Annotated in this window: 19 protein-coding genes and 1 pseudogene; 13 read left to right on the top strand and 7 right to left on the bottom strand. The window is 67.7% G+C overall.

The features are described from left to right. Nucleotides 1-112: 112 nt before the first annotated feature. Nucleotides 113-1,135 (top strand): LysR family transcriptional regulator, encoded by a 1,023-nt coding sequence (locus AC1VNX_RS10760; RefSeq protein WP_483156689.1) that lies wholly within the window; start codon nucleotides 113-115, stop codon nucleotides 1,133-1,135. On the opposite strand, the gene AC1VNX_RS10755 is transcribed toward AC1VNX_RS10760, so the two are convergent. From AC1VNX_RS10755 to pdxR, 4 genes and pseudogenes are all read right to left on the bottom strand, one after another. Then, nucleotides 1,053-1,913: an ABC transporter permease subunit gene (locus AC1VNX_RS10755; RefSeq protein ID WP_483161929.1), complete on the bottom strand. Its 861-nt coding sequence runs from the start codon at nucleotides 1,911-1,913 to the stop codon at nucleotides 1,053-1,055. The genes AC1VNX_RS10760 and AC1VNX_RS10755 overlap by 83 nt on opposite strands. 25 nt (nucleotides 1,914-1,938) lie before the next feature. Then, nucleotides 1,939-2,727 (bottom strand): taurine ABC transporter ATP-binding protein, encoded by a 789-nt coding sequence (locus AC1VNX_RS10750; RefSeq protein ID WP_483156688.1) that lies wholly within the window; start codon nucleotides 2,725-2,727, stop codon nucleotides 1,939-1,941. A gap of 16 nt (nucleotides 2,728-2,743) precedes the next feature. Continuing rightward, entirely contained in the window at nucleotides 2,744-3,760 is a 1,017-nt protein-coding gene (gene tauA, locus AC1VNX_RS10745; RefSeq protein WP_483156687.1) for a taurine ABC transporter substrate-binding protein, read from the bottom strand. Nucleotides 3,761-4,508: 748 nt separating this feature from the next. Continuing rightward, nucleotides 4,509-6,046, bottom strand: a pseudogene (pdxR, locus tag AC1VNX_RS10740) (MocR-like pyridoxine biosynthesis transcription factor PdxR). Nucleotides 6,047-6,194: 148 nt separating this feature from the next. Here pdxR and AC1VNX_RS10735 point away from each other — a divergent pair. From AC1VNX_RS10735 to AC1VNX_RS10690, 10 genes are all read left to right on the top strand, one after another. Then, a complete protein-coding gene (locus AC1VNX_RS10735; protein ID WP_483156686.1) occupies nucleotides 6,195-6,602 on the top strand; it encodes a nuclear transport factor 2 family protein in 408 nt (135 codons plus the stop codon). A gap of 37 nt (nucleotides 6,603-6,639) precedes the next feature. Further along, on the top strand, nucleotides 6,640-8,127 hold the full coding sequence (locus AC1VNX_RS10730; protein ID WP_483156685.1) for an NAD(P)/FAD-dependent oxidoreductase: 1,488 nt from the start codon (nucleotides 6,640-6,642) through the stop codon (nucleotides 8,125-8,127). A gap of 260 nt (nucleotides 8,128-8,387) precedes the next feature. Next, a complete protein-coding gene (locus AC1VNX_RS10725; RefSeq protein WP_483156684.1) occupies nucleotides 8,388-10,022 on the top strand; it encodes an ABC transporter substrate-binding protein in 1,635 nt (544 codons plus the stop codon). Between the two features lie 16 nt (nucleotides 10,023-10,038). Then, entirely contained in the window at nucleotides 10,039-11,016 is a 978-nt protein-coding gene (locus tag AC1VNX_RS10720) for an ABC transporter permease (RefSeq protein ID WP_483156683.1), read from the top strand. Continuing rightward, nucleotides 11,013-11,918 (top strand): ABC transporter permease, encoded by a 906-nt coding sequence (locus AC1VNX_RS10715; protein WP_483156682.1) that lies wholly within the window; start codon nucleotides 11,013-11,015, stop codon nucleotides 11,916-11,918. The genes AC1VNX_RS10720 and AC1VNX_RS10715 overlap by 4 nt, the downstream gene beginning before the upstream one ends. Continuing rightward, on the top strand, nucleotides 11,918-12,967 hold the full coding sequence (locus AC1VNX_RS10710) for an ABC transporter ATP-binding protein (RefSeq protein ID WP_483156681.1): 1,050 nt from the start codon (nucleotides 11,918-11,920) through the stop codon (nucleotides 12,965-12,967). The genes AC1VNX_RS10715 and AC1VNX_RS10710 overlap by 1 nt, the downstream gene beginning before the upstream one ends. After that, nucleotides 12,964-14,001, top strand: a complete 1,038-nt coding sequence (locus tag AC1VNX_RS10705) for an ABC transporter ATP-binding protein (protein ID WP_483156680.1) — start codon at nucleotides 12,964-12,966, stop codon at nucleotides 13,999-14,001. The genes AC1VNX_RS10710 and AC1VNX_RS10705 overlap by 4 nt, the downstream gene beginning before the upstream one ends. Further along, nucleotides 13,998-15,683, top strand: coding sequence for an amidohydrolase (locus AC1VNX_RS10700; RefSeq protein WP_483156679.1), 1,686 nt, complete (start codon nucleotides 13,998-14,000; stop codon nucleotides 15,681-15,683). Before AC1VNX_RS10705 ends, AC1VNX_RS10700 begins: the two co-directional genes overlap by 4 nt. Further along, a complete protein-coding gene (locus tag AC1VNX_RS10695; protein WP_483156678.1) occupies nucleotides 15,683-16,633 on the top strand; it encodes a CobW family GTP-binding protein in 951 nt (316 codons plus the stop codon). The genes AC1VNX_RS10700 and AC1VNX_RS10695 overlap by 1 nt, the downstream gene beginning before the upstream one ends. A gap of 51 nt (nucleotides 16,634-16,684) precedes the next feature. Continuing rightward, complete coding sequence (locus AC1VNX_RS10690; RefSeq protein WP_483161928.1) at nucleotides 16,685-17,146, top strand: GNAT family N-acetyltransferase; 462 nt, start codon at nucleotides 16,685-16,687, stop codon at nucleotides 17,144-17,146. Between the two features lie 7 nt (nucleotides 17,147-17,153). Here the strand turns inward: AC1VNX_RS10690 and AC1VNX_RS10685 are convergent, their stop codons facing one another. Continuing rightward, a complete protein-coding gene (locus AC1VNX_RS10685; RefSeq protein ID WP_483156677.1) occupies nucleotides 17,154-17,495 on the bottom strand; it encodes a hypothetical protein in 342 nt (113 codons plus the stop codon). Nucleotides 17,496-17,693: 198 nt separating this feature from the next. Between AC1VNX_RS10685 and AC1VNX_RS10680 the strand changes: the two genes are divergently transcribed. Further along, the gene (locus AC1VNX_RS10680) at nucleotides 17,694-19,601 is read left to right on the top strand and encodes a GspE/PulE family protein (protein WP_483156676.1); all 1,908 of its coding nucleotides are present in this window, start codon (nucleotides 17,694-17,696) and stop codon (nucleotides 19,599-19,601) included. A 21-nt stretch (nucleotides 19,602-19,622) separates the two neighbouring features. Here AC1VNX_RS10680 and AC1VNX_RS10675 read toward each other — a convergent pair whose 3' ends face one another. Then, nucleotides 19,623-21,257: a phospholipase D family protein gene (locus AC1VNX_RS10675; protein ID WP_483156675.1), complete on the bottom strand. Its 1,635-nt coding sequence runs from the start codon at nucleotides 21,255-21,257 to the stop codon at nucleotides 19,623-19,625. Nucleotides 21,258-21,463: 206 nt separating this feature from the next. Between AC1VNX_RS10675 and AC1VNX_RS10670 the strand changes: the two genes are divergently transcribed. Next, nucleotides 21,464-23,200 carry a YadA family autotransporter adhesin gene (locus AC1VNX_RS10670; protein WP_483156674.1) on the top strand — a complete coding sequence of 579 codons (1,737 nt, stop codon included), beginning with the start codon at nucleotides 21,464-21,466 and terminating at the stop codon, nucleotides 23,198-23,200. Between the two features lie 39 nt (nucleotides 23,201-23,239). On the opposite strand, the gene AC1VNX_RS10665 is transcribed toward AC1VNX_RS10670, so the two are convergent. Then, nucleotides 23,240-24,919, bottom strand: coding sequence for a WD40/YVTN/BNR-like repeat-containing protein (locus AC1VNX_RS10665; protein ID WP_483161927.1), 1,680 nt, complete (start codon nucleotides 24,917-24,919; stop codon nucleotides 23,240-23,242). Between the last annotated feature and the right edge of the window lie 47 nt (nucleotides 24,920-24,966).

The raw sequence follows: 24,966 nt of genomic DNA, 5'->3' as shown, positions 1-24,966 counted from the left end.
CGACGTGACGGGGCGCAGTATAGCTACGGAGGTATTCATCGCAGCGCCCCCAAACCGGCGATGCCCCTACAGCCGACAGCCTCATCCCGGAAGCTGGAACAATCCGCTCACCATGGACGGTCTGGACCTCATCAAAACATTTCGCGAAGTCGCCTTCCGGCGCAGCTTTTCCCGGGCGGCGATCTCGCTGGGCATGTCGAAAGCCACGGTGAGCCGCTATGTGGCGGAGCTCGAAACCCGCAGCGGCGTGCGGCTGCTCAACCGCTCCACGCGCTCGCTGAGCCTCACCGACGCCGGGCAGGTGCTGCTGGAGCGCAGCACGCAGCTGGTGACGATGGCCGAGAACACGCTGAACGACCTGCAGGCGCATGGCTCGCATCCGCGCGGGCGGCTGCGCATGAGCGCGCCGCACGGGCTGATCGCCGGCTGGCTCTCCGACGTGATCGCGGGTTTCATCAAGCTCTACCCCGACGTGTACGTGAGCCTGGTGTTCACCAACGACGACTTCGACCTGATCGAGGAAGGCATCGACATCCACCTGACCGGCGGACGCATCGACGACATGAACCTGATCGTGCGCCGCCTCGTGCAGTTCGACATGGTGGTGTGCGCCGCGCCTTCGTACTGGGCGCAGCGCGGCATACCGCAGGTGCCCGAAGACCTGAGCCGCCACGACGTGCTGAGCTTCTCGGCCAAGCAGACCACCAACCTGCCCTTCGAGACCAATGGCGATCCGTACGCGGTGCAGGTGCACAGCCGCATGGAGGCCAACGATGCCGTCGCGCTCATCGAGCTGGCGCTGCGCGGCGTGGGCGTGGCCTATGTGCCGGAGCCGCTGGCGCAGTCGCACCTGGAGCGCGGTGCGCTGGTGCCGGTGCTGCGCGAGCACATGCCGCGCGAGCACTGGCTGTACGCGGCGTACTCGCAGCGCCGCCACAACAGCGCCGCGATGCGCGCGATGCTCGACTACCTCGAACAGTCGATGGACGCGCTCACCGAAGGCCCTGCCCTGCCGCCCCCGATGCCCGTGACGATGGCACCGCCGCCACCGGTCACATGCGCCCTTTCCAAGGCACAAGCCGGCGCTCGAGCCACCGCATCAGCAGGTCGAAAAGATAAGCCACCACGCCAATGACGATGATGCCCATGATCACGATGTCGGTGCGCAGGAAGTTCGACGCGTTCAGCACCATCTGACCCAGCCCCATGTTGGCCGCCACCATCTCGGCGGCCACCAGCGTGGTCCAGCCGAAGCCGATGGCGATGCGCATGCCCACGAGGATGTCGGGCAGCGCCGAGGGCAGGATCACGTGGCGTATCACCTGCATGTAGCTCGCGCCCATCGAATACGCAGCGTTGATCTGCTCCTGCGACGCGCTGCGCATGCCCGAGCGCGCGGCCAGCGCCAGCGGCGCGAAGCAACTCAGGAAGATCAGCAGCACCTTCGGCAGCTCGTCGATGCCAAACCAGATGATGATGAGCGGCAGGTACGCCAGCGGCGGCAGCGGCCGGTAGAACTCCAGCGGCGGATCGAAGATGCCGCGCCAGAAGCGGCTCATGCCCATCGCGATGCCCACCGGAATGGCAGTGACGCAGGCCAGCAGGAAGGCCGAGAACACGCGGAACATGCTCGCCAGGAAGTGCTGCCACAGCGGCTTGTCGTTGGCCTGGCCGGTGAGGTATTCGTAGAACTGCTGGAACACCGCCTGCGGCGTGGGCAGGAAGAGCGGCTTCACCCAGCCCATGTTCGTGACGATGAACCACAGCGCCACCAGCACGATCACCGTGACGATGCTGATGGTCACGCTGGAGCCCTCGCCCGGCACCTTGAAGGCGCTGGTCTTGAGCTTGGTGCCTGCAGCCGGCGCGGTCGGTGCGGCGGGCTTGGCTGAAGATGAAGGCGGTGGCGTCATGGCGACGGGGGATGCAATCGACACCTCAGGCATGTGCAACCTCGCGATGATGAATGATCGATAGCACTTCTTCACGCATACGGATGAATTCAGGCTCCGACTTCACCTTGCGCGAATCGCCGTGCGACAGGTACTGGCGCGAGAACGGCACGTCGTCATACACGTGCGAAATGCGCCCTGGGCTAGGGCTCATCACGATCAGCCGCGTGGCGAGAAACAGCGCCTCTTCCACCGAGTGCGTGATGAAGAACACCATCTTGTTCGACTTGGACCAGGCCTGCAGAAGAATCTCCTGCACCTGCTCGCGCGTGAAGGCATCGAGCGCGCCCATGGGCTCGTCCATCAGCAGTACGGCCGGGTCGCTGGCAAGCGCGCGAGCAATGCCCACGCGCTGCTGCATGCCTCCTGACAGTTCGTACACCGCGCGATCGGCGTACTTCTGCAGGCCGACGAGGTTCAATTTTTCTTCAGCGACGCGGTCGCGCTCCGCCTTGCCCATGCCGCCCAGGCGAAGGCCCAGCGCCACGTTGTCACGCACGTTGAGCCAGGGCATCAGCGCGTGCTTCTGGAACACCACGCCACGGTCGGCACCAGGGCCGGCCACCGGCTTGCCGTCGAGCAGTATCTCGCCGGTCGAAGGCGGCAGGAAGCCCGCGATGCTGTTGAGCAGCGTGGTCTTGCCGCAGCCCGAGGCGCCGAGCGCGACGACGAAATCGCCGTCGTGCATCGTGAGGTTCACGGGCGCCAGCGCTTGAAGCGTGCCGCCCTTGACCGCGTAGTTGACCGTCAGGTCGCGAATGTCGAGCGTGGGCATGCGTGGTGGCCCCGGCTCACTTGCCCATCGCCTTGTCGACGTACACCGTCGTCACGAAGGCGCTGTAGTCGGGCTTCACTTCCTGCACCCGGCCCTGCTCCTTCAGGAAGGCAGCCGTGTTGGCCATCGCCTTGGCCGCGCCGCCACCCAGCCACGTGGGCGAAACCTGCTCGGCCATGGTCGGGAAAGTGTACAGCGCCATGGCCGCGCCAACGTCCTTCGGATCGGCCTTGGTCCACTTGGCCATGGCTTTTGTCTGTGGCGAATCGGGCGTCCAGCTCTTGCCCGTGGCCTTGTACTCCTCGTTCGCGCGGTTGAGCGCCTTCACGAAGGCGACCATGAAAGCCTCGTTGGCCGCAGCCCACTTGGCATTGACGACGATGCCCTCGAAGGTCGGTGCACCGCGCGCGCCAATGCTGCCCGAGGTGGCGATGGTCTTGCCCGTGGCCTTGATCTTGGAAAGCACCGGGTCCCAGATGAAGGTCGCGTCGATATCGCCACGCTCCCATGCCGCCGCGATTTCGGGCGGGCGCATGTTCATCACGTTCACACTCTTGGGGTCGACGCCATCCATCTTCATGCCGGCCATGAGCTGGTAGTGCGCGGTCGACACGAAAGGCGTCGCCACCTTCTTGCCGGCCAGGTCCTTCATGCTGCTGATGCCCGACGCATTGCGGGCGATGAGCGCCTCGGCGTTCGCGATGTCGGCCGAGATCCAGAACAGCTTGATGTCCTGCCCCTGGCTGGCCGCAGCCGTCAGCGGGCTGGAGCCGGTTTCACCCATCTGCACGTCGCCTGAAGCCATCGCGCGGATCACGTCGCCGCCGCCGGAGAACATGCGCCAGTTGATCTTGTAGCCCGTGGCTTTTTCTACCTCGCCGGATTCCATGACCAGGCGCAGGGGGACCAGCATGTCCTGGTGGGCGAAGGTGACTTCCTTGGCTTGCTGTGCGTGGGCACTCGTGCCGTACAGGGCTGCGAGGGTGGTGGCCAGGATGGCTAGCTGGAGGGGGAGACGGCGGGACATGGTCATCGGGTTTCTCCTTGAGGGTGAATCTTCGGGGACTTTGCACTTAACGTCTGCGGCCAGGAAGTGCCAGCAATGGGGTGGGGATGGAGCCAGTGGGTACGGAAATACCCTTGTTGTGGTGCGTCTTGCACGGGGGAGGTGCGTTTTGGTTTTTTGTGGCTGGTTTGCTTCCCGGAGCCGGGTCTCGGCCCGGCGGCCGACCTACTTTTCTTTGCTTCGCCAAAGAAAAGTAGGCAAAAGAAAGGCGACCCTACTGTCTGCGTCCCTTCGCTTCGCTACGGGCAACCTGCGGTGCTCGACGTAGGAGGGGGTCCGCAGAACTCGCTTCGCTCGGCTTCTTGAACAGCCTGGACTGGCCTTCGCTTCGCTCGGCCGGGGATTCAAGGGCAGAACAAATTCCGACGACGCCAACAGCGCACGCAACCAACACCCCTCCGCCCCATTCCAAGCCCAGCAGGCGCGAAGCGCCTGCTGGGCACCTGCGGCCGAGCGTAGCGATGGCCCGCACGTCCCCACCCCCCTCTGGCTGCGCCGAGGAGCGCAGCGTTTCGCGGATCAGGGCTCGCAGCTGTTTGAGCGAAGCGAGTTCTGCGAGACCCCGCGAAACGCGAGCACCGCAGGTTGCCCCGTAGCGCAGCGAAGGGGTCGCAGACAGTGGGGTCGCCTTTCTTTTGCCTACCTTTCTTTGGCGAAGCAAAGAAAAGTAGGTCGCCCGCCGGGGCGAGTCCCGGCCCCGGGAAGCAAACACCCCTCAGTGAGTAAACCCACCCAAAGAACGCACCTCACCACGAGCCAAAGCCAACTCCCCAACAGCCAAAGCCAAAGCCCGAATCCCAGCCGGAATCTGCCCAGCCGCAATAGAAGACAACCTCAACCGAAAGAACGGACATGGATAAGGAGGCCGAGCAAAAAACACATCCCCCGCCTCAATCAACACCCCATGACTCCGAGCCATCAAAGCAAGCTCAGTAGCATCAACCCAGGTAGGCGCCTGCACCCAGATGGAAGCCCCCCCGAAGGCAACCGGAACTCGAAATCCGGCAAATGCTCCCTCAACGCCTGAGCAGCCAACGCAAGCCTCTCCTGCATCGCATGGTTCACTCGCCGAGCATGCGACTCGTGATGCCCAAGAGAGAGAAACAGCGCATAAGCATGCTGCAAGAAAGCGCTCGGATGCCGCACCATCGCATGCCGTATCACCCGCAGTTCCTTGATGAGCGCCCGGGGCGCAACAATGAACCCAAGCCGCAGCGCAGGCGAAAGGCTCTTCGAAACAGAGCCCACGTAAATCACCCGCCCCGTCTTGTCCAGACTCTTGAGTGCAGGCATCGGCGTACCTTCATAAAGGTTCTCCGCCTCGTAGTCGTCCTCGATGATCACGAAGTCCTGCAGCTCTGCCTTACGCAACAACCACTGCCGCCGCTCCAGGCTCAGCGTCGCAGTGGTAGGGCTCTGATGCGAGGGCGTAACGAACAGATAGTCGGCCGCAGGCAGTGCATCGACCACCAGCCCGTCCTCATCGACATCGACCTCCACCCACTTCGGCTGCCGCAATGAAAAGCTGTTGCGCGCATGCGGATGCCCCGGTTCTTCCAGCCCCACGCGGGTCTGTTCGTCGAAGAGCGCCTCGGCCAGCAGGTAATAAGCGTGCTGCGCCCCCATGGTCACGAGGATCTCTTCCTTCAGCGCGAACACGCCGCGCTTGGGCAACAGGCGGGTGCGGATCTGCTCGATGAGATCGGGCACGTCGTCGGTCTCGAAGTCGGGTGTCCAGTGCGGCAACTGCGAACGCGCCAGGCTGCGCGCACAGCATTCGCGGAAGTCTTCGGTGGGAAACAGCTGCGGGTCGTAGTTGCCGTAGACGAACGGGTACGGGTAGTCGCGCCAGCGGTCGGGCTTGGAGAGCGTGGGCTTGTCGACCAGCGAGCGCAGCACACGGCCCGACCAGTCCGGCGGCTGGGTCGCCTGGCCGCTGCGCCCCACCAGCGGCTCGGCGTGCACCGCCGTGAGTGGCCGCGCGCCGTGCGCCACGAAGACGCCACTGCGCGGACGCGCTTCCAGAAAACCTTCGTCGATCAGCTGCAGGTAGGCCGAGGTGACGGTGTTGCGGCTCAGCCCGAGCAGCGCGGCCAGCTCGCGCGAGGAAGGCAGCGGCGCGCCGGGCGCCAGGTGCTCCTCGAGGATGGCCTGCACAACGGCAGTCCGCAGGCGGGCCTGCAGCGGCAGCGCCGGTTGATCGGGCAGCGCGAACAGCTGCGCCCACTGGATGGCTCGCGGATTCGGGGGCATGGTGCGCCGCAGTTTAGGGCAGGCATGCCGATCCGTGGCGCATCCGTGGCGTTCTGGCTCGGTCGAATTCCCGCAACTGGCCCTATCGCGCGGGCATGCCGCTGCCTACCCTTGCTTCATCGAATTCACGAGCCACAGTGCAACCGCCATGCCTTCTTCTTCCGCCGCTCCCGCAGTGACCACCGACACCCTCGCCGCCTTCAGCGATGCCTGGAACCGCCACGACATCGACGCGCTGATGAGCTTCATGACACCCGACTGCATCTTCCAGACCGCCGCCGGCCCAGATGCCTGCGGCACGCGCCACGTCGGCACCGATGCGGTGCGCACCGCCTTCGCCGCCGCGTGGGCCACGGTACCCGATGCGCAATGGACCAACGGCGTGCACTTCGTGCATGGCGACTTCGGCACCTCGCAGTGGACCTTCACCGGCACCGCCGCCGACGGCAGCCGCATCGAGACCGACGGCATCGATGTCTTCACCTTCAAGGACGGAAAGATCCACCTGAAGAACGTGTTCCGCAAGGCTCGGCCGAACCTGCCCGCCGCCAGGTGAACCGTTCTTCAGCTCTCTTCTTCGATTGGAGCCTTTCATGACCATGACAAGCACTGCGCGCCGCGTGGACGCCAGCGCAGCCAGCATCGACAGCGCGGCGCTCCAGCATCAGCAGCAGGCGCCCAAGGCACCGCCCCGCCCCTACGACCCGCAGTACGACCCGCTTCTGGCCCCCGACCCCGGCGCCGGCCGCGCCTACGCGCCCACCTGGTGGGTGGCCAGCGCCGGCACGCCGCCGGAGGACGACGGCCCGCTCACGCAGGACATCGATGTCGACGTGGCCGTCATCGGCTCGGGCGCGACCGGCATGTCGACCGCGCTGTACCTCGCGCAGGAGCACGGCATCCGCGCCACGGTGCTCGAGGCCAACCAGGCGGCCTGGGGCTGCTCCAGCCGCAGCGGCGGCCAGGGACAGAACGCGAGCGGCCGGCTCAAGCGCTCTCAGTGGATCGAGCGCTGGGGCCTGGACACCGCGAAGAAGCTCGACGCCGAGATCCGCAGCGGCTTCGAGAACTTCCGCCACCTCACCACGCAGATCGACTGCGACGCCTGCGACGGCGGCCATCTCTATCTTGCGCACCGCAAGGAAAAGCTGCCCATCCTCGATGCCGAGGCGCGGCTGATGCGCGAGAAGTTCGGCTACGCCACCCGCATGATGAGCGCCGAGGAAGTGCGGCGCGACTACTGCGACGAGCGCGAGACCGTCGGCGCGCTCTACGAGGCCGAGGGCATCGGCATCCATCCGCTGAAGTTCACCTTCGGCCTGATGCGGCGCGCCCGCGCGCTGGGCGTGACGGTGCACACATCGAGCCCGGTGCAGGGCTGGGAGACCATCGACGGCGTGCACCACCTGCGCACGCCCGGCGGCGTGGTGCGCGCGCGCCGCGTGGCGGTGTGCACCGGCGGCTACACGGGGCAGGCGCTGAACCCGATGTTGAAGGACCGGATCATGCCGATCCTGTCGAACTCGGTGGTCACGCGCCCGCTGACCGATGCGGAGCTGCAGGCGACCAACTTCCGCTCGAAGACATTCCTGACCGACACGCGCACGCTGCGCTTCTACTACCGGCTGCTCGAAGGTAACCGGCTGCAGATCGGCAGCCGCAGCGCGGTGAGCGGTGCCGACGCCGAGGGCGCGGTGCACCTGAAGCTGCTCACCGACGCCATCGCGCGCAAGTTCCCGCCGCTGGCGGGCATCCGCATCGACTACTCGTGGTGGGGCTGGGTCGACATGAGCCACGACATGATGCCGCGCATCACCCAGCCCGATGCCTCCAGGAGCATCTGGTACGCGGTGGGCTACGGTGGCAACGGCGTGTCGTTCTCAACCTGGGCCGGCAAGCGGCTGGCCGAGCGCGTGGCGGGCAAGGACGCGGGCCGGGAGGTGTTCGAGCTGCCCATCTACCACTCTCAGCTGCCCTTTCCCAACGTGCTGGGCGTGGTGGAGTCGCGCGCCTTCGCGCCGTTCAGGCGCATGGGGCAGCGCATGCTCTACAAGTGGTACTGGCTGCGCGACGAGAAATAGAGAAAGGGAAGAGAAGGAAGCAAGGAACGCAAGCAAGGAGAAAGGCAGCGCGGCGCACCGCCGTCGCGCATTCCCCGAAGTGGCGCACCACCTCGCCGCACAACGGGGCAAACCCACCCCTTCTGGCCCTGCGAGTCGCAGCGGGTTGGCTCTTCGCCGGCATGCACCCAGCGCCTATCTTCGACACAAGGCCTTCGCATCGCATCACGCCGATGAAGGCCGAATCCGATTGCCTGTGTCGAACTCTCCGAGGTCCTGTCATGCAGCTCCCGCCCTCCCCGCTTCCGCAGCTTCCCCTGCTTTCTCCCCTGCTCACGCGCCGCACCACCCTGCTGTCCGCCACGCTGCTGGCCGCGAGCAACCTGCTTCCACTCTCCGCCTTCGCGGCTGAAGAACCCAAGCGCGGCGGCACGCTGGTGATCGGCAGCACGCAGACGCCACGGCACCTGAACGGCGCGGTGCAGTCCGGCATTGCCACCGCCTTGCCCTCCACGCAGATCTTCGCGAGCCCGCTGCGCTTCGACGACAAGTGGAACCCGCAGCCCTACCTTGCCGAGTCGTGGAAGCTGGCCGACGACGGCAAGTCGCTCACGCTCAAGCTGCGCAAGGACGCGGTGTTCCACGACGGCAAGCCCGTCACCTCGGCCGACGTGGCCTTCTCGATCATGGCCATCAAGGCCAACCATCCGTTCACCACCATGATGGGCCCGGTGGAGAAGGTGGACACGCCCGACCCGTACACGGCCGTCATCCGCATGAGCGTGCCGCATCCGGCCATCGTGCTCGCGATGTCGCCAGCGCTGTGCCCCATTCTTCCCAAGCACATCTACGGCGACGGGCAGGACCTGAAGAACCATCCGCGCAACACCACCGACGTGGTGGGTTCGGGCCCGTTCCGCGTGACGGAGTTCAAGCCCGCGCAGCGCATCGTGATGGAGCGCTTCGACAAGTTCTTCCTGACCGGCAAGCCCTATCTCGACAAGGTGATCGTCAACGTCACGCCCGACATGGCGAGCTTGGTGCTCGGCCTGGAGCGCGGCGACATCCAGATGCTGCCCTTCGCCACGCTGCCCACGGACCTGAAGCGCTTCGCGAACGACCCGAGGGTGTCGATCACGCCCAAGGGCTACGACGGCATCGGCGCGCTCAACTGGCTGGCCTTCAACACCGCGAAGAAGCCGCTGTCCGACGTGCAGGTGCGCAAGGCCATCGCCACCGCCATCGACAAGAACTTCATCGCCAAGGCGCTGATGGGCGGCTTCGCGACCGTCTCCGACGGGCCGCTGGTGGCCAGCAGCCCCTTCGCCGTGCCCGACCTGGTGCGTTACCCGCTCGACCTGAAGAAAGCCGGCGAGATGCTGGATGCCGCCGGCTACAAGGCCGGCGCGGGCGGCGAGCGCTTCAAGCTCACCATCGACTACCTGCCGGGCGCGGACGACCAGCAGAAGAACGTGGCCGAGTACATCCGCGGCCAGCTCAAGAAGGTGGGCATCACGGTGGAGGTGCGCGCCTCGGCCGACTTCCCGGCCTGGGCCAAGCGGCTGGCCTCGCACGACTTCGACATGTCGATGGACACGGTGTTCAACTGGGGCGACCCGATCATCGGCGTGCACCGCACCTACCTGTCGACCAACATCAAGCCCATCGTCTGGACGAACACCCAGTCGTACGCCAACCCGAAGGTGGACGAACTACTCAACACCGCGGGCGGCCTGATCGACCCGACGCAGCGCAAGGCCTACTACGCGACCTTCCAGAAGATCGTGACGGACGAACTGCCCATCGAGTTCATCAACCAGGTGCCGTACCACACCATCACCAGCAAGAAGATGGCGAATGTGCCGGTCACGATCTGGGGGCCGCTGTCGCCGCTCGACGAGGTGTACCTGAAGTAGGCGGGCGGACGACATCATGGGCACGCTTCGCTACGCCGCCTCGCGGCTGCTCCAGGCCCTGGGCCTGGTGCTCGCCGTGGTGGTGCTCAATTTCGTGCTGGTGCACGCTGCGCCGGGCGACCCGGTGGAAACCATCGCCGGCGCCAGCGGCGGCATGTCGCCCGAGCTGATGGCCCAACTGCGCACGCAGTACGGGCTCGACCGCTCGCTGCCCGTGCAGTTGGGCGTGTACCTCGGCAAGGTGGCGCAGGGCGACCTGGGCTACTCGTACTTCTTCAACCTGCCGGTGACGAGCATGATCGCCGAGCGCGTGCCAGCCACGCTGCTGCTGGTGCTGAGCGCGGTGCTGCTGGCCTTCCTCGTGGGCACCGCGCTGGGGGTGCTGTCTTCGCGCAGGCCCAACGGACTGCTCTCGCAGTTCATCACCGTGCTGTCGCTGGTGGGCTTCGCGGCGCCGGTGTTCTGGCTGGGGATCATGCTGGTGATCTTGCTGGCCTCGGTGTTTCCGGTGCTGCCGGTGGCGGGCATGCGCTCCATCGACTCGACGGGCGGCGGCGGCTTCGCCGACATGCTCGACGTGGCGCATCACCTGGTGCTGCCCACGCTCACGCTGAGCCTGGTGTATCTCGCGCAGTACAGCCGGCTCGCGCGCTCGTCGATGCTCGACGTGCTGGGCTCCGACTTCATCCGCACCGCGCGCGCCAAGGGGCTGGCCGACCGGGTGGTGCTTTACAAGCATGCACTGCGCAATGCGCTGCTGCCTGTGGTGACGGTGCTGGGCCTGCAGTTCGGCAACGTGCTGGCGGGCGCGATCCTTGTGGAGACGGTGTTCAACTGGCCGGGCCTGGGCCGGCTGGCCTTCGAGTCGGTGCTGCGGCGCGACTACCCCACCATCCTCGGCGTACTGCTCTTCTCCTCCATCGTGGTGGTGGTGATGAACCAGCTCACCGACCTGTGCTACCGCTTCATCGATCCGCGGATCAAGGCCTCATGAGCAAGGTGATCGCAATGCCCTCCGTTGCCGCTGCAGCCTCTTCCAGACCCGCCGTGCGCGTCGAGCACCCCGGCGTGGAGGCAATGCGCATGTTCCTGCGCAACCCGGCTGCCATCGCCGGCATGGCGATGCTGCTGATCGTGCTGCTCGTGGCGATCGCCGGGCCGTGGCTCTACCCGGCCGACCCGTTCGAGATCAAGGCCGCGCCGCTCACGCCGCCCTTCAGCGAAGAAGCCTGGCTCGGCACCGACTACCTCGGCCGCGACGTGCTCACCGCGCTGATCTACGGCGGCCGCGCCACGCTGCTGGTGGGTGCGGTGGCCGCGCTGCTGTCGGTGCTGATCGGCATCACGCTCGGCGCCTTCGCGGGCTACTACGGCGGCAAGGTCGATGCCGCGCTGATGAAGCTCACCGAGTTCTTCCAGGTGCTGCCCGCCCTGCTCTTCGCGATGGTGGTGGTGACGCTGTTCTCGCCCACGCTGGTGACGGTGACGCTGGCCATCGGCATCGTGAGCTGGACCGGCACCGCGCGGCTCACGCGCGCGGAGTTCATGAAGTACCGGGGACTGGAGTTCGTGCGCGCGGAGCGGGCCATCGGCGCGCGCGACGCGCGCATCATCTGGAAGGTGATCCTGCCGAACGCGCTCCCTCCGCTGGTGGTGTCGGCCACGCTGGCCATCGGCGCGGCGATCCTGTTCGAGGCGGGCCTGTCCTTCCTCGGGCTGGGCGATCCGAACCAGATGAGCTGGGGGCTGATGATCGGCTCCAGCCGGCAGTACGTGCTCTCGTGCTGGTGGGCCGTGGCCTTCCCCGGCGCGGCCATCTTCATCACCGTGCTGGCCGTGAGCCTGATCGGCGACGGCCTGAACGATGCCCTCAACCCGAAACTGAGGGAACGCTGATGCCGAACCAGAGCGACACACTGCTGCGCGTGCAGGACCTGCACGTCGAATTTAAGACGCGGCGCGGACAGGCGCTGGTGCTCAACGGCGTCGACTTCGAGATCCGCGCCGGCGAGACGCTGTGCGTGGTCGGCGAGTCGGGCTGCGGCAAGAGCATGACGGCGCTGGCACTGCTGCGGCTCATTCCCTCGCCGCCGGGGCGCATCCGCAGCGGCCGGGTGCTGTTCCAGGACGAAGACCTGGTGCAAGCCACCGATGCCCGCATGCGCGAGGTGCGCGGCAACCGCATCTCGATGATCTTCCAGGAGCCGATGACTTCGCTGAACCCGGTGTTCACCGTGGGCGACCAGATCGGCGAATCGCTGCAGCTGCATGCCGGAATGAACGCGCATGCGGCGCGGCAGCGCGCCATCGAAATGCTGCGGCAGGTGGGCATTCCGGCGCCCGAGCGGCGCGTGGACGAGTATCCGCACCAGCTCTCCGGAGGCATGCGCCAGCGGGTGATGATCGCGATGGCGCTGGCCTGCAGGCCCGACATATTGATCGCCGACGAGCCCACGACCGCGCTCGACGTGACGGTGCAGGCCCAGATCTTCGACCTGCTGCGCGAGCTGCAGCGCGAGAAGGGAACGGCCATCATGCTCATCACGCACGACATGGGCGCGGTGGCCGAGATGGCCGACCGGGTGATGGTGATGTACGCCGGCCGCGTCATCGAGCAGGGCACCACCGAGCAGGTGCTGTCGGAGCCCGGCCACCCCTACACCCGCGGCCTGATCGACTGCCTGCCCGAGCTGGGCAGCAGCACGGCACAGGAAGGCGACGGACGCGAAGACCTCGCCGAGATCGCCGGCGTGGTGCCTTCGATATGGGAGCTGGGCACCGGCTGCGCCTTCCGCGAGCGCTGCCCGCGCGCGATGCCGCGCTGCGCCGCCGAGGTGCCGCCGATGTTCGCGGTGCATGGCGAAGTAGCCGCGGGCGTCCCGCACGGCGCGGCCTGCTGGCTGCATGCCGAAGCGCTCGACCAACGCGAAAGAGAGGCCGCATGACGTTCATCGGCAAGACCGACACGCTGCTTTCGGTCGACGACCTGAAGGTGCACTTTCCGCGCGGCAAGGCCGGCTGGGGCCGCACGCCCGAGGTGGTGAAGGCGGTGGACGGCGTCTCGTTCGAAGTGCGCCGCGGCAGCACGCTGGCAGTGGTCGGCGAATCGGGCTCGGGCAAGACCACCACCGCGCTGGCGGTGATGCGGCTCGCGCCCGTCACATCGGGCCGCATGCAGCTGGGCGACACCGACCTCGGTGCGCTGCAGGGCGAGGCGCTGCGGCAGGCGCGCACGCGGATGCAGATCATCTTCCAGGACCCGTTCTCCTCGCTGAATCCGCGCGAGCGCGCGGGCGCCGCCGTGCGCGCGCCGCTGGACCTGATGCGGGTGGGCACACCCGAGGAGCGCACGCGCCGCGTGGCCGAGCTCTTCGAGGCGGTGGGCCTGCGGCCGGAGCAGCAGCACCTGTTTCCGCACCAGTTCTCGGGCGGACAGCGCCAGCGCATCAACATCGCGCGGGCGCTGGCCACCAACCCGGAGCTGGTGGTGTGCGACGAGCCGGTGTCGGCGCTCGACATCGCCATTCGCGCGCAGATACTGAACCTGCTGGCCCGGCTGCAGCGCGAGCTGGGCCTGACCTATCTCTTCATCTCGCACGACATGGCGGTGGTGGAACACATCTGCGACGACATCGCCGTGATGTACCTGGGCCAGATCGTCGAGCGCGCGCCGCGCCGCAGCTTCTTCGCGCGGCCGCTGCATCCGTACAGCGTCGCGCTGATGTCGGCCGTGCCCACGGTGAGCGGCGGGCGCCGGCGCGCGGCCAACCGCATCAAGCTGAGCGGCGACCCGCCCAGCCCCATCGATCCGCCCAAGGGCTGCCGCTTCGCCGGCCGTTGCCCGGTGGCGGAGGCCGCCTGCGCGGCCGAGCTGCCGCCGCTGCGCGAAGTCGCACCCGATCATTGGGTACGCTGCAGGCGCGTCGACCTCGTCGACGGGCTGCCGCGCCCTCCTCTTTCGATTCCCACATCGCCATGAGCCAGACAACCACCACTATCTACTCGGCCCGCAAGATCATCACCATGAACCCGATGCAGCCGCACGCCACCCACGTGGCGGTGCGCGACGGCCGAGTGCTGGCCGTGGGCGCGCTCGCGGACATGCAGGGCTGGGGTCCGTTCACGCTCGACGAGCGCTTCGCCGGCAAGGTGGTGATGCCCGGCCTCGTCGAAGGCCACTGCCACCTGAAGGAAGGCAGCATGTGGGACTGGACGTACCTCGGATGGTTCGACCGCCGCGACCCCGAGGGCAAGGTGTGGAGCGGGCTGCGCTCGATGGACGAGGTGGTCTCGCGCCTGTCGGAGGTGGCCGCGAAGATGACGGCCGACGGCATTCCCGACAGCGAGCCGCTCGTCGCCTGGGGGTTCGATCCGATCTACTTCGGCGGCGAGCGCATGACGGTGCACCACGTCGACCGCGCGAGCAGCACGCGGCCCATCGTCATCGGCCATGCCAACGGCCACCTGATGAACGTCAACAGCGCGATGCTGCGCATTGCCGAGATTACGCGCGACAACGAGGTGGAGGGCGTGGTCAAGTTCGCGGACGGCGCCAATGGAGGCGAGCCCACCGGCGAGCTGCAGGAGCCGGCCGCCATGTTCCTGGTGCTGCGCAAGATCGGCAACGCCGGCCTGCTCGCGCCGATGACCGAGGCCGGCGTGCGCTCCTTCGCGCGGCTGGCCTGCCTGCAGGGCGTGACCACCGCGACCGACCTGGTCAACAAGCTCACGCCCGACGACTGCGGCGTGCTGGAGGCGGTGACGGCGGACGACGGCTTCGGCGTGCGCATCCTCCCCGCGTTCCAGGCCTTCCATGGCACGCACGGCGCCGCGCAAGGCGCGGAGCATGTGAAGTCGCTGGTGCCGCGCAACACAGACCGGCTGCGCTACGGCCTGGTGAAGATGATGCTCGACGGCTCGATCCAGGGCTTCTCGGCGCGGCTGCGCTGGCCGGGGCACTTCAACGGCGCGCCCAATGGCATCTGGGTGACCGCGCCCGCGCAGTACGAGGCCGACTTCGAGACCTACCACCGCGCCGGCCTCACCATCCACACGCACACCAACGGCGACGAGGCCAGCGAGGTGGCCATCGACGCCATCGAGCGCGTGCTGACGCGCGCTCCGCGCCCCGACCACCGCCACACGCTGCAGCACGGCCAGATGATCGACGCGCCGCTGTTCCGCCGCATGGCCGCCCTGGGCCTTTGCGCGAACCTGTTCGCCAACCACATCTGGTACTGGGGCGACCAGCACTACGAGATGACCATGGGCCCCGACCGCGCCAACCGGCTCGATGCCTGCGGCAGCGCGCTCGCGGCGGGCGTGCCGCTGGCCATCCACTCCGACGCGCCGGTGACGCCGCTCGGGCCGCTTTTCACCGCATGGTGCGCCGTCAACCGCATCACGCCCAAGGGCCGGCTGCTGGGCGAGGCCGAGCGCATCACCGTGGCGCAGGCGCTGCGCGCCATCACGCTGGGCGCGGCATGGACGCTGAAGCTGGACGGCGAGATCGGCAGCATCGAATGCGGCAAGCGCGCCGACTTCTGCGTGCTGGAAGACGACCCGTTCGAAATGGACCCGATGGCGCTGAAGGACGCCCGCGTGTGGGGCACGGTGCTTTCGGGCCGCGTTTTCGAGGCTCAGAGAGGCCAGGGCGCGTGATGCCTGCAAGGCGGCTTCCGCTCACCGTCATCGGCGGCTTCCTCGGCGCGGGCAAGACCACGCTGCTCAACCGCTGGCTGCGCGAGGCCAAGGGCCTGCGCATGGCGGTGCTGGTGAACGATTTCGGCGCGCTCAACATCGATGCCGGGCTGATCGCCGCCACGCATGGCGACACGTTGGCGCTGACCAACGGCTGCGTGTGCTGCCAGATCGGCGACGACCTGGGGCGAGCGCTGGTGGACGTGATCGAGGCGAAGACGCCCTTCGACGCGGTGGTGATCGAGGCCAGCGGCGTGTCGGACCCGTGGCGCATCGCGCAGATCGGCATGGCGGCGCCGGAGCTGAGCCTCGAGGGCGTGATCGTGCTGGTGGACGCGAGCGCGGCGGCGCGGCAGTCGATCGATCCGCTGCTGGCCGATACGCTGGCGCGTCAGCTGAAGTCGGCGGATCTCGTGGTGCTGAACAAGGCCGACATCGCATCGGCTGATGCGCTGGTCGCGGCAAGGTCATGGGTCGAGGCGAACGCGTCGGGAACGCCGTGCATCGAGACCACGGAGGCGGCAGTGCCGCTGTCACTGCTGTCGGGGCTGCCGCAGCGCGCCTCGGGCACTGCCCACACATGCGGCCCCGATTGCGATCACGACCATCACTCGCCCGACCATGGCGCACTGTTCCAGACCTGGAGCGCGCAGCCCGAAGCGATGATTCCCGCAGCCACGCTGCGTGCCTGGCTGCGCGAAATGCCTGCGGGCGTGCTGCGGCTCAAGGGCCTGCTGCGCACCGGCCACGGTACGGCTGGCGAAGAGTGGTCCGAGGTGCAGTACGCCGGCCGCCACGGCTCGCTTCGCAAGGCCGCGCCGCCTTCAGGGCTGGCCCGCGCCGGAGTGGTCGCCATCGGCCTGCATGGGCAGCTGCCTGAAGAAGCGCTGAAGGAATTCTTCGTTCGCTGAGCCCGGGCCATGTTGCAATTGCACGTTTTCAACGTGCAGTTTCCCGACGACATGACTTCTTCCCTGCTGATCCGCCCTCCGGTGCCAGAAGACTACGCGGCATGGAAGCCGCTCTGGGACGGCTACAACGCCTTCTACGGGCGCGAAGGCCCAACCGCCCTGCCGGACCCGGTCACGCAGGCGACCTGGCGGCGCTTCTTCGATGCCTACGAGCCGGTGCACGCGCTGGTGGCAGAGCTCGACGGCAAGCTGGCAGGCCTCACCCACTACCTGTTCCACCGCAGCACCACGCGCCTGGAGCCGACCTGCTACCTGCAGGATCTGTTCACACTGCCTTCAGAGCGCGGCACGGGCGTCGGACGTCAGTTGATCCACGGCGTGTACGAACGAGCGAAGGACGCGGGAGTGCATCGCGTGTACTGGCAGACGCATGTGACCAACACGGCGGGCCGCACGCTCTACGACAAGGTCGCGACGCATGACGGCTTCATCGTGTACGGCACGCTGGTCTGATCCACCCTCAGTACTTGATCGTCACCCCGGCCTTCACGCCGTTGTTGGCCTTTCCGTCCGACTGCAAGCCGCCCGAGAAGGACACGTTGCCGCCGGTGCTCGCGCCAAGCGAGTACGTGGGCCGGGGTGTGGAAGTGTCGGTGCCGATGTAGGTGCCGCTGCCATCGGGCCGCTGCACGCCGACCGTGGCGCCGTTGACGGTGGCCGAGGTCTCGGTGGGGTTGACGTTGGGGGCGACGTAGACGGAGCCCTTCTCGTCGCTGTCGACGGGCAGCTTGATGGGCTCGGCCCTCGCCGCGAAGCCGAGCATGCCCAGCACTGCGCCGGTGACAAGTACGTATCTATGCATTCCTCCCATGTTTGGCGAGGCGGCGGCTGGTGCGCGTAGGACGACAGGAAATCCGGCGCACGGACCGTGCCGCCGGTGGGCGTCGCAGGTTGACTCGTTGTTAACTTGAGTACTTGCGTACTCAAGCTCAAACCTGTGGCAATGGACACGATCCCGCTCTACGATCCATGCACGAAATCGAGCAGGAGAACCTCCCCCATGTCCATCAACGAAGTCGTCATGCCGCAGCAGTTGCTGAACGCGCTCGACGCGCAGAGCCGCACGCCCATCGCGCGCATCGGCGAGGCGCTGATCTCGCTGGACATGATCACGCAGGAGCAGCTTCGCGCAGGACTGGACCGGCAGAAGATGGACCCGATGGTGCCGCTTGGCGAAACGCTGGTGCGCATGGGCGTGGTGAGCCGGGGCCAGCTGCAGGCGGCGCTGGTGCGCAAGATGGGCTATCCGCTGGTCAACCTGCATCTCTATCCGCCGGCGGCCGAGGCGCTGCGCAAGCTGCCGCATGCGGTGGCGCGGCGGTTGCAGGTCATGCCGCTGATGCTGCACGAGGGGCGGCTCATCGTCGCCATCGACGACCCGACGAGCCGGCATTCGGCGCTCGACGAAGTGGAGTTCATCGCGCAGATGAAGGTCACGCCGGTGGTCGGCCAGTGCCTGGACCTCGACGGCGTGCTGAACGCGGCATACGAAAAAATCGGCGAGCACACCGGTGCCGCACCCAACCCCTTCGCGGCCAGCCTCGACCCCAGCCAGCCGCTGGACTTCGACGTGGCCGGCACCAGCGAGCTGCTGCAGACGCTGGAAAAGGAGGTCTCCGCCCCGCCGGCGTTGAGCGAGGCGCCCATCGAGCAGTCGGACAACTCGCTGGTGCGCATGATCAACAGCATGATCGTCGAGGCGCACCGCGACGGCGTCTCCGACATCCACATCGAGAGCTACCCCGGCCAGGAGAAGACGCGCATCCGCTTCCGGCGCGACGGCGTGCTGCACACCTACCTGGAGCTGCCGCCGAGCTACCGCAATGCGATCGTTGCGCGCATCAAGATCATGTGTGACCTCGACATCAGCGAGAAGCGCAATCCGCAGGACGGCAAGATCAACTTCGCGAAGTACTCACCGCAGCATCGCATCGAGCTACGCGTGGCGACCATCCCCACCAACAACGGCCTCGAAGACGTGGTGATGCGCATCCTGGCCTCGGCCAAGCCCATTCCGATGGACCGGCTGGGCCTGTCGCCCGACAACCTCGCGCAGCTGACCAAGGCCATCGAGCGCCCCTACGGCATGGTGCTGTGCGTGGGCCCCACGGGCTCGGGCAAGACCACCACGCTGCACTCGGCTCTGATGCACATCAACACGCCCGAGCGCAAGATCTGGACCGCGGAAGACCCGGTGGAAATCACGCAGACCGGGCTGCGGCAGGTGCAGATCAACCCGCGCATCGACTGGACCTTCGCCAAGGCGCTGCGCGCCTTCGTGCGCGCCGACCCGGACGTGATCATGGTGGGCGAGATCCGCGACGAGGAGACCGCCAAGACCGCCATCGAGGCCTCGCTGACCGGCCACCTGGTGCTGTCGACCCTGCACACCAACAGCGCGCCCGAGACCGTCACCCGCCTGCTGGACATGGGCATGGACCCGTTCAACTTCGCCGACTCGCTGCTGGCCGTGCTCGCGCAGCGCCTGGTGCGCCGCCTGTGCACGCAGTGCACCACCGGCACGCCCGCGAGCCCCGAGGCCGTCGAAGAACTGCTGAACGACTACATGCACGCCTTCGGCCCCGAGCAGCAGCGCGACCCGGCGCAACGCCAGGCGGTGCTGGCCGGCTGGATGCAGCGCCACGGCCGCGACGGGCGGCTGCACACCTACACCAGCAAGGGCTGCAAGCATTGCGCCGAGACAGGCTTCAAGGGCCGCGTGGGCATCCACGAGCTGATGAGCATGTCGAAGACGCTGCGGCGGCTGGTGCAGACCGGCGCGCGCGCCGAGGAGCTCCAGCAGGCCGCGCTGCAGGAAGGCATGCGCACGCTGCGCCAGGACGGCATCGAGAAGGTGCTGGCCGGGCAGACCAGCATCGAGGAAGTGCGCGCGACCAGCAACGTGTGAGCGGCCGCTGCAACTGCAGCGCTACAGCTGGCTCTGCGGAATGAAGGGCGCGATCAGCCGCAGCTTGAGCCGCTGCCACGCGGTGGTCTCGGGCGGAACGTCGTAGGCCGTCTGCTTGCCGTTCTCGTCTTCCTCGGTCCACTCGATGTTGCGGCCGCCGGCGTCCAGCCGCAGGCGGTAGGCGCTGCCGGCATCGGCGAAGCTGTCGAGCTGCCTGGCCATTTCGGGGCTCTTGATGATCAACCCCAGCTCGGTGTTGAGGTGGGCCGAGCGCGGGTCGAGATTCATCGAGCCGAGGAACACTTCCTTGTGGTCGACGATGCCGTTCTTCATGTGCAGCGCGCCAGTGCGGTGCCCGAAGATGCCGAGCTTGCCGCGTTTCACGCTCAGCGTGGGGCTCAGCTCGTAGATGGCCACGCCCGCCTTCAGCAGCTCGTGGATGTGCGGCCAGTAGCCCACATACACCCAGGGCTCGTCGGTTGAAGCCAGCGAGTTGGTGACCAGCTCGACCTTGATGCCCGCGGCCTGCGCCTGCGCGAGGCTGGCCACCGCCGCGTCCGACGGCACGAAATACGGCGACACCATCTTGATGCTCGAGCGCGAGGTGCGGAACCACTGGATCACGCCCTCGGTCACCGTGCCCTTAATGGAGTTCTCGCGCTCGTTCAGGCCCTCGGTCTTGCTGAGCGGATCGAACAGCACGCGGGCATGCGCCCAAAGCAGCGGGCTGAGCTGGGCTTCGGCCAGTTCGAAGGGCAGGTTGAGCATGGGCAGCATCTCCTGCGGCAGCAGGGACGGCTCGCCCTCGACGGGGTTGGCGATCCTGCCGTCGGGCGGAATGCGCGGCGCCTGCGGCGGTTTGGCGGCGGCCGTGAGTTTGTCGAAGTTCTGCCGCAGTTGCTCGGGCGTGAGCGCGCTGCTGGCGATGCGGCCCACGGGGTAGACGACGGTGCTGTTCCAGTAGTGGTCGAACTCGTCGGACAGCTGCCGCACCACCGGGCCGGCGGCGAACACGTCCATGTCGATGAAGTTGCTGCCGGAGGCATTCATCACGTACTCGTCGGCCATGTTGCGCCCGCCCGCCACGGCCGCGACGTTGTCGGCCACGAAGAGCTTGTTGTGCATGCGCCGGTTGATGCGGCCGAACTCCAGGCCGGAGCTGATGAAGCGCGTCAGGTCGCTGCCGCGCCCGCCGGGAAAGGGGTTGAACAGGCGCACCTGCACATTGGGGTAGCTGGCGAGCGCGAGCAGCAGATCGTCTTCGCCGGTGGTGTAGAGGTCGTCGACGAGCAGCCGCACTCGCACGCCGCGCTGCGCCGCGTCGCGCAGCTCGCGCATCAGGGCGCGGCCGGTGTTGTCGGCGGCCAGCAGGTAGTACTGCACGTCGAGGCTGCGCGTGGCGAGCTTCGCAAGTTCGATGCGGGTGGCGAACGATGTGGGGCCGTAGGGCAGGAGCTGGAAGCCCGAGCGGTCGTCGGAACGATCGCCGGGCAGGACCTTGCGCGTGATCGCGTCGAGCGGCGTGTCCGAGAAGTCGGCGATTGCCGTGACGGGCCGGTCCGACACTGGCAAGGGCAGCGTGGAGCACGCGCTCATCAGCATCGAGAACACGAGCGCCAGTGCTGCTACGGGTGCACGCCAGCATGCGGTCATCATTTTTTCCACTCCCGGCTTTCGGTTGGAGCTTCGTCCCATCTTCAAGGGAAGGGACGATCCGGCCGAGAGTATGACGCGGCGCACTGCAGGCGCTGATCCGAAGGCCGCCAGAGCCAGATCTACCAGTTCTCGGGTATGGAACTCATGAAAACAAAAAGACACACTCGGCCGCGTTTTGTCTTATCCGTTTTTGCAAGGGAAGAACCATGCTCACTCGACTCCAGCTCTCGTGCCGGTACTTGCCGGCCGTGGCTCTGCTCGCCATGGGCAGCGCACACGCAGCAGGCTACGTGGCCGGTGACGCCGGCAACCCCGGCCCCAACCAGCCGGGCTGGAGCAGCAGCGGCGGCGGCAGCGCGGCCACGGTCTCGGGAGACGGCGCCACCTCGATCGGCGCGGGCGGCAACGGCAGCAACGGGACCGCTGGCGGCACCGGCGGCACGGGCGGCGCCGGTGCCAGCGCAAGCGCGAACGGCGCGACGGCCATCGGCGGCGGCGGCACTGCCGGCCAGGGCTTCGCGGGTGGCACGGGCGGCGCCGGCGGCAGCGGCGCGCAGGCTTCGGCCAGCGGTGCCATCGCGGTCGGCGCGGGAGGCCAGGGCGCGGAAGGCTGCTGCGGCTTTCCCGGCACGGCCGGCGGCAGCGGCGCACAGGCGTCGGGCATCTCGGCGGTCGCCATCGGCAGCGCCTCGGGCGCCAGCCAGGGCGCGGTGGCGTCGGGCAATGGCAGCACGGCCATCGGTGGTGCTTACAACGGCTCGGCCGGCGCATCGGCGCTTGCCACAGGCAGCGTGGCCGTCGGCACGGGCAGCCAGGTCGCCAGCGGCGCGACCAACAGCGTGGCCATCGGTGCCAACTCTGTCGCCACCGCGGCGAACACCGTTTCCTTCGGCTCGGCGGGCCAGACGCGCACCCTCGTCAACGTGAGCGCGGGCACGGTGAGCGCCACCAGCACCGATGCCGTCAACGGCAGCCAGCTCTATACCGTGCAGCAGACCTCCAACACAGCCCTCGGCCTGGCGCAGAACTCGGCGCAGTACGTCGCGGGCGGCACCACGCTGCAGCTCAACGCCAACGGCGGCGCGGGCACCGTCATCAGCAACGTGAGCGCGGGCCAGGCGAGCACCGACGCGGCCAACGTCGGCCAGGTGCAGCAGGCGCAGCAGACGGCCATCACCACCGCGAACAACTTCACCGTGCAGCAGGTCACGGCGCTGCAGTCGTTGATGAATCAGGCGCTTTCCAGCGGCGTGTGCGCGGTGAGCGCGAGCGGCTCCGTGGCCTGCGGCCCGGGCGCAGGCGCCAGCGGCGCGGGGAGCACCTCGATGGGCACCAACGCGCAGGCCAATGGAGAGAACACCGTCGCCGTCGGCAACGGCGCGCAGGCCAGCCACGCGGGCTCGGTCGCCATCGGCGCGGGCGCGAAGGCACTGGCCGACCCGACCACCGCCGTCGGCAACAACGCAATCGCCACCGGCAACAACGCCGTCGCGCTGGGCGCCAACACACTGGCCAGCGGCAGCAACGCCGTGGCACTGGGCCAGGGGTCGGTGGCAGACCGCGACAACACCGTGTCGGTGGGCAACGCGGCCACCAACCAGTTGCGCGGCATCACGAATGTCGCGCCCGGCGTGCTGGGCACAGACGCCGTCAACCTCGGCCAACTGCAGCAGGCCGTTGCCAACGCAACGAGCCAGGCCAATGCGTTTGCCGCGCAAGGCGTAGCGGCCGCCCTGGCCATGCCGTCGATGCCGACGCTGGCTGCAGGGAAGAAATGGATGGGCGCGGCCGTGGGCAACTACGCGGGTGCGTCGGGGGTGGGCGTCGCTTTCGGCTATCAGGTCAACGACAACCTGAACCTGGGCGTGGGGCTTTCGACGGCTACGAGCAGTGGGAACGGGAGCAGGGTCGCTGCGCGGGTGCAGGCGGGGTATGCGTGGTGAGGCGCGGGTGCGGCGTCGGTTGGTCGTGGGCCTGTGGCTTCAGCGAACGACGAATGCCACATTGGCCAACACGTAGCCAACGGGCATGAACACGCCGCCTCCCACGTATTGCAGTTCCAGCGAGTCCTGTTGCCCTCCGGAAATCGATCCGGCCACGCCCAGGGTGGTCGAAATGCGACGCGCGCCGAGCTGGATGGCCGAGCCCGACTTGCCGGCGGCCACCTTCACGCCGTCGGCGCTGCTCGCGACCGCGGTCCAGGCACCGGCGTCGCCGGTCGCGCGCCAGGTCTGGCCGCGGTCGCTGGACTCGTACATACGGCCACCGCTGGTGGCGGCCACGACGTAGCGGCCGTCGGCGGACGTGGTGATGCCTCGCCAATCCCGGCTGACGGTCTGCGATTCCCATGTGGTACCGGAATCGGCGGAGACCCAGACGGCGCCCGTGTCCACGGTGGCGTACAGGATGCTGCCGTCCGCCGACGCCGCCGCCGACCACCAGAACTGGGCGCTCGCGCGCGCGGTCCAGTTCACGCCATAGTCGGTCGAGACATACAGCTGGGCACCATTGGTGGCCGCCACCAGAACCCGGCCATCGGCCGAAGAAGCCACGGCGCGCCATGTGCGACTCGACTCACGCGCCGTCCAGCTGCCACCGCCGTCCGCCGAGGTCCAGATTTGCCCGTTGTAGGCAGTCGCGACCAGGCGCGACCCGTCGGCGGAGCTGGCCACCGCGCTCCAGGCTCGGGACGATCCGTCGTCGAACCACGTGCTGCCGCCGTCGGTCGAGCGGAAAATCGCACCGCCGTTGGTTGCAGCGACCAGCGCAAGGCCATCGCTGGAAGAAGCGACGCCGCTCCAGGGCTGTCCCGTGAGGCGCAGGTTCCAGGTCGCACCGGAGTCGCTTGAGGTGTACAACTCGCCGCTGCTGGATACTGCCGCCAGACGAGTGGCATCGGCGGACGAGGCCAGGCCGCTCCAGCTACCGGTGGGCCCCACCGGGCGCCAGTCGAAGTCCGATCCGCCGGGCAGGCTGCGGGTGTCGATGCGCTGCCCCGCGTTCTGCGCGATGGTCCACCCGCCGCTGCCCACCCCCACCACCTTGATCCAATCGCCCACCGTGGGCGCGGGCGGCAGCGTGAGCGTGACGCCGGTGCTCGAATTCGCCTGATAGCCGGTGTTCGACTCGGTCTGGACACTCGAGGCGGTGACACTGACCCAGCGCGTATCGGCTGGCGCGGCCGCGCACACGTAGGCCGTGGCCGTGACCTCCGCGGCATCGAGCACGCCGTTGGCGTTCAGGTCCAGCCCGGATTGCACTCGTTGACCACCATAGGTGCAGGTGCCACCCGGGGCTTCGGCCGCGAATGCGAGCAGGCTGTCGCGGCCATTCGACCCTGCGGCGCCCGTCGCTCCCGGCGCACCGCCGCAGACGTAGGCCGAACTGGTCACCTCCGCATCCTCGAGCACGTCATTGCGGTTCAGATCCTTGCCGGCCAGCACCTGCGAGCCGCCTAGCGCGCAGTTGGTGCCGGCGGGCTCGGCCCGCATGCGCACCAGCGTGCTGAGGCCATCCACCCCGGCCGTGGCGTTGCAGATGTACTGCGTGGAGGTGACTTCGCTGTCCGCGAGCGCGTGATTGCCGTCGACGTCCAGGCCGGCTTCGACGCGCGCGCCGCCCAAGGAGCAGTTGACGCCGACCGCCTCCGGCTTGACGCGCATCAGCACCGTGGATTCGCCGGATGTGCCGGATGTGCCGCCGGGCGCAG

The sequence above is a fragment of the Variovorax sp. TLI9-5A genome (genome assembly GCF_056867935.1).
The sequence above is the reverse complement of the archived record's forward strand: the minus strand, read 5'-3'. Positions and strand labels throughout refer to the sequence as shown.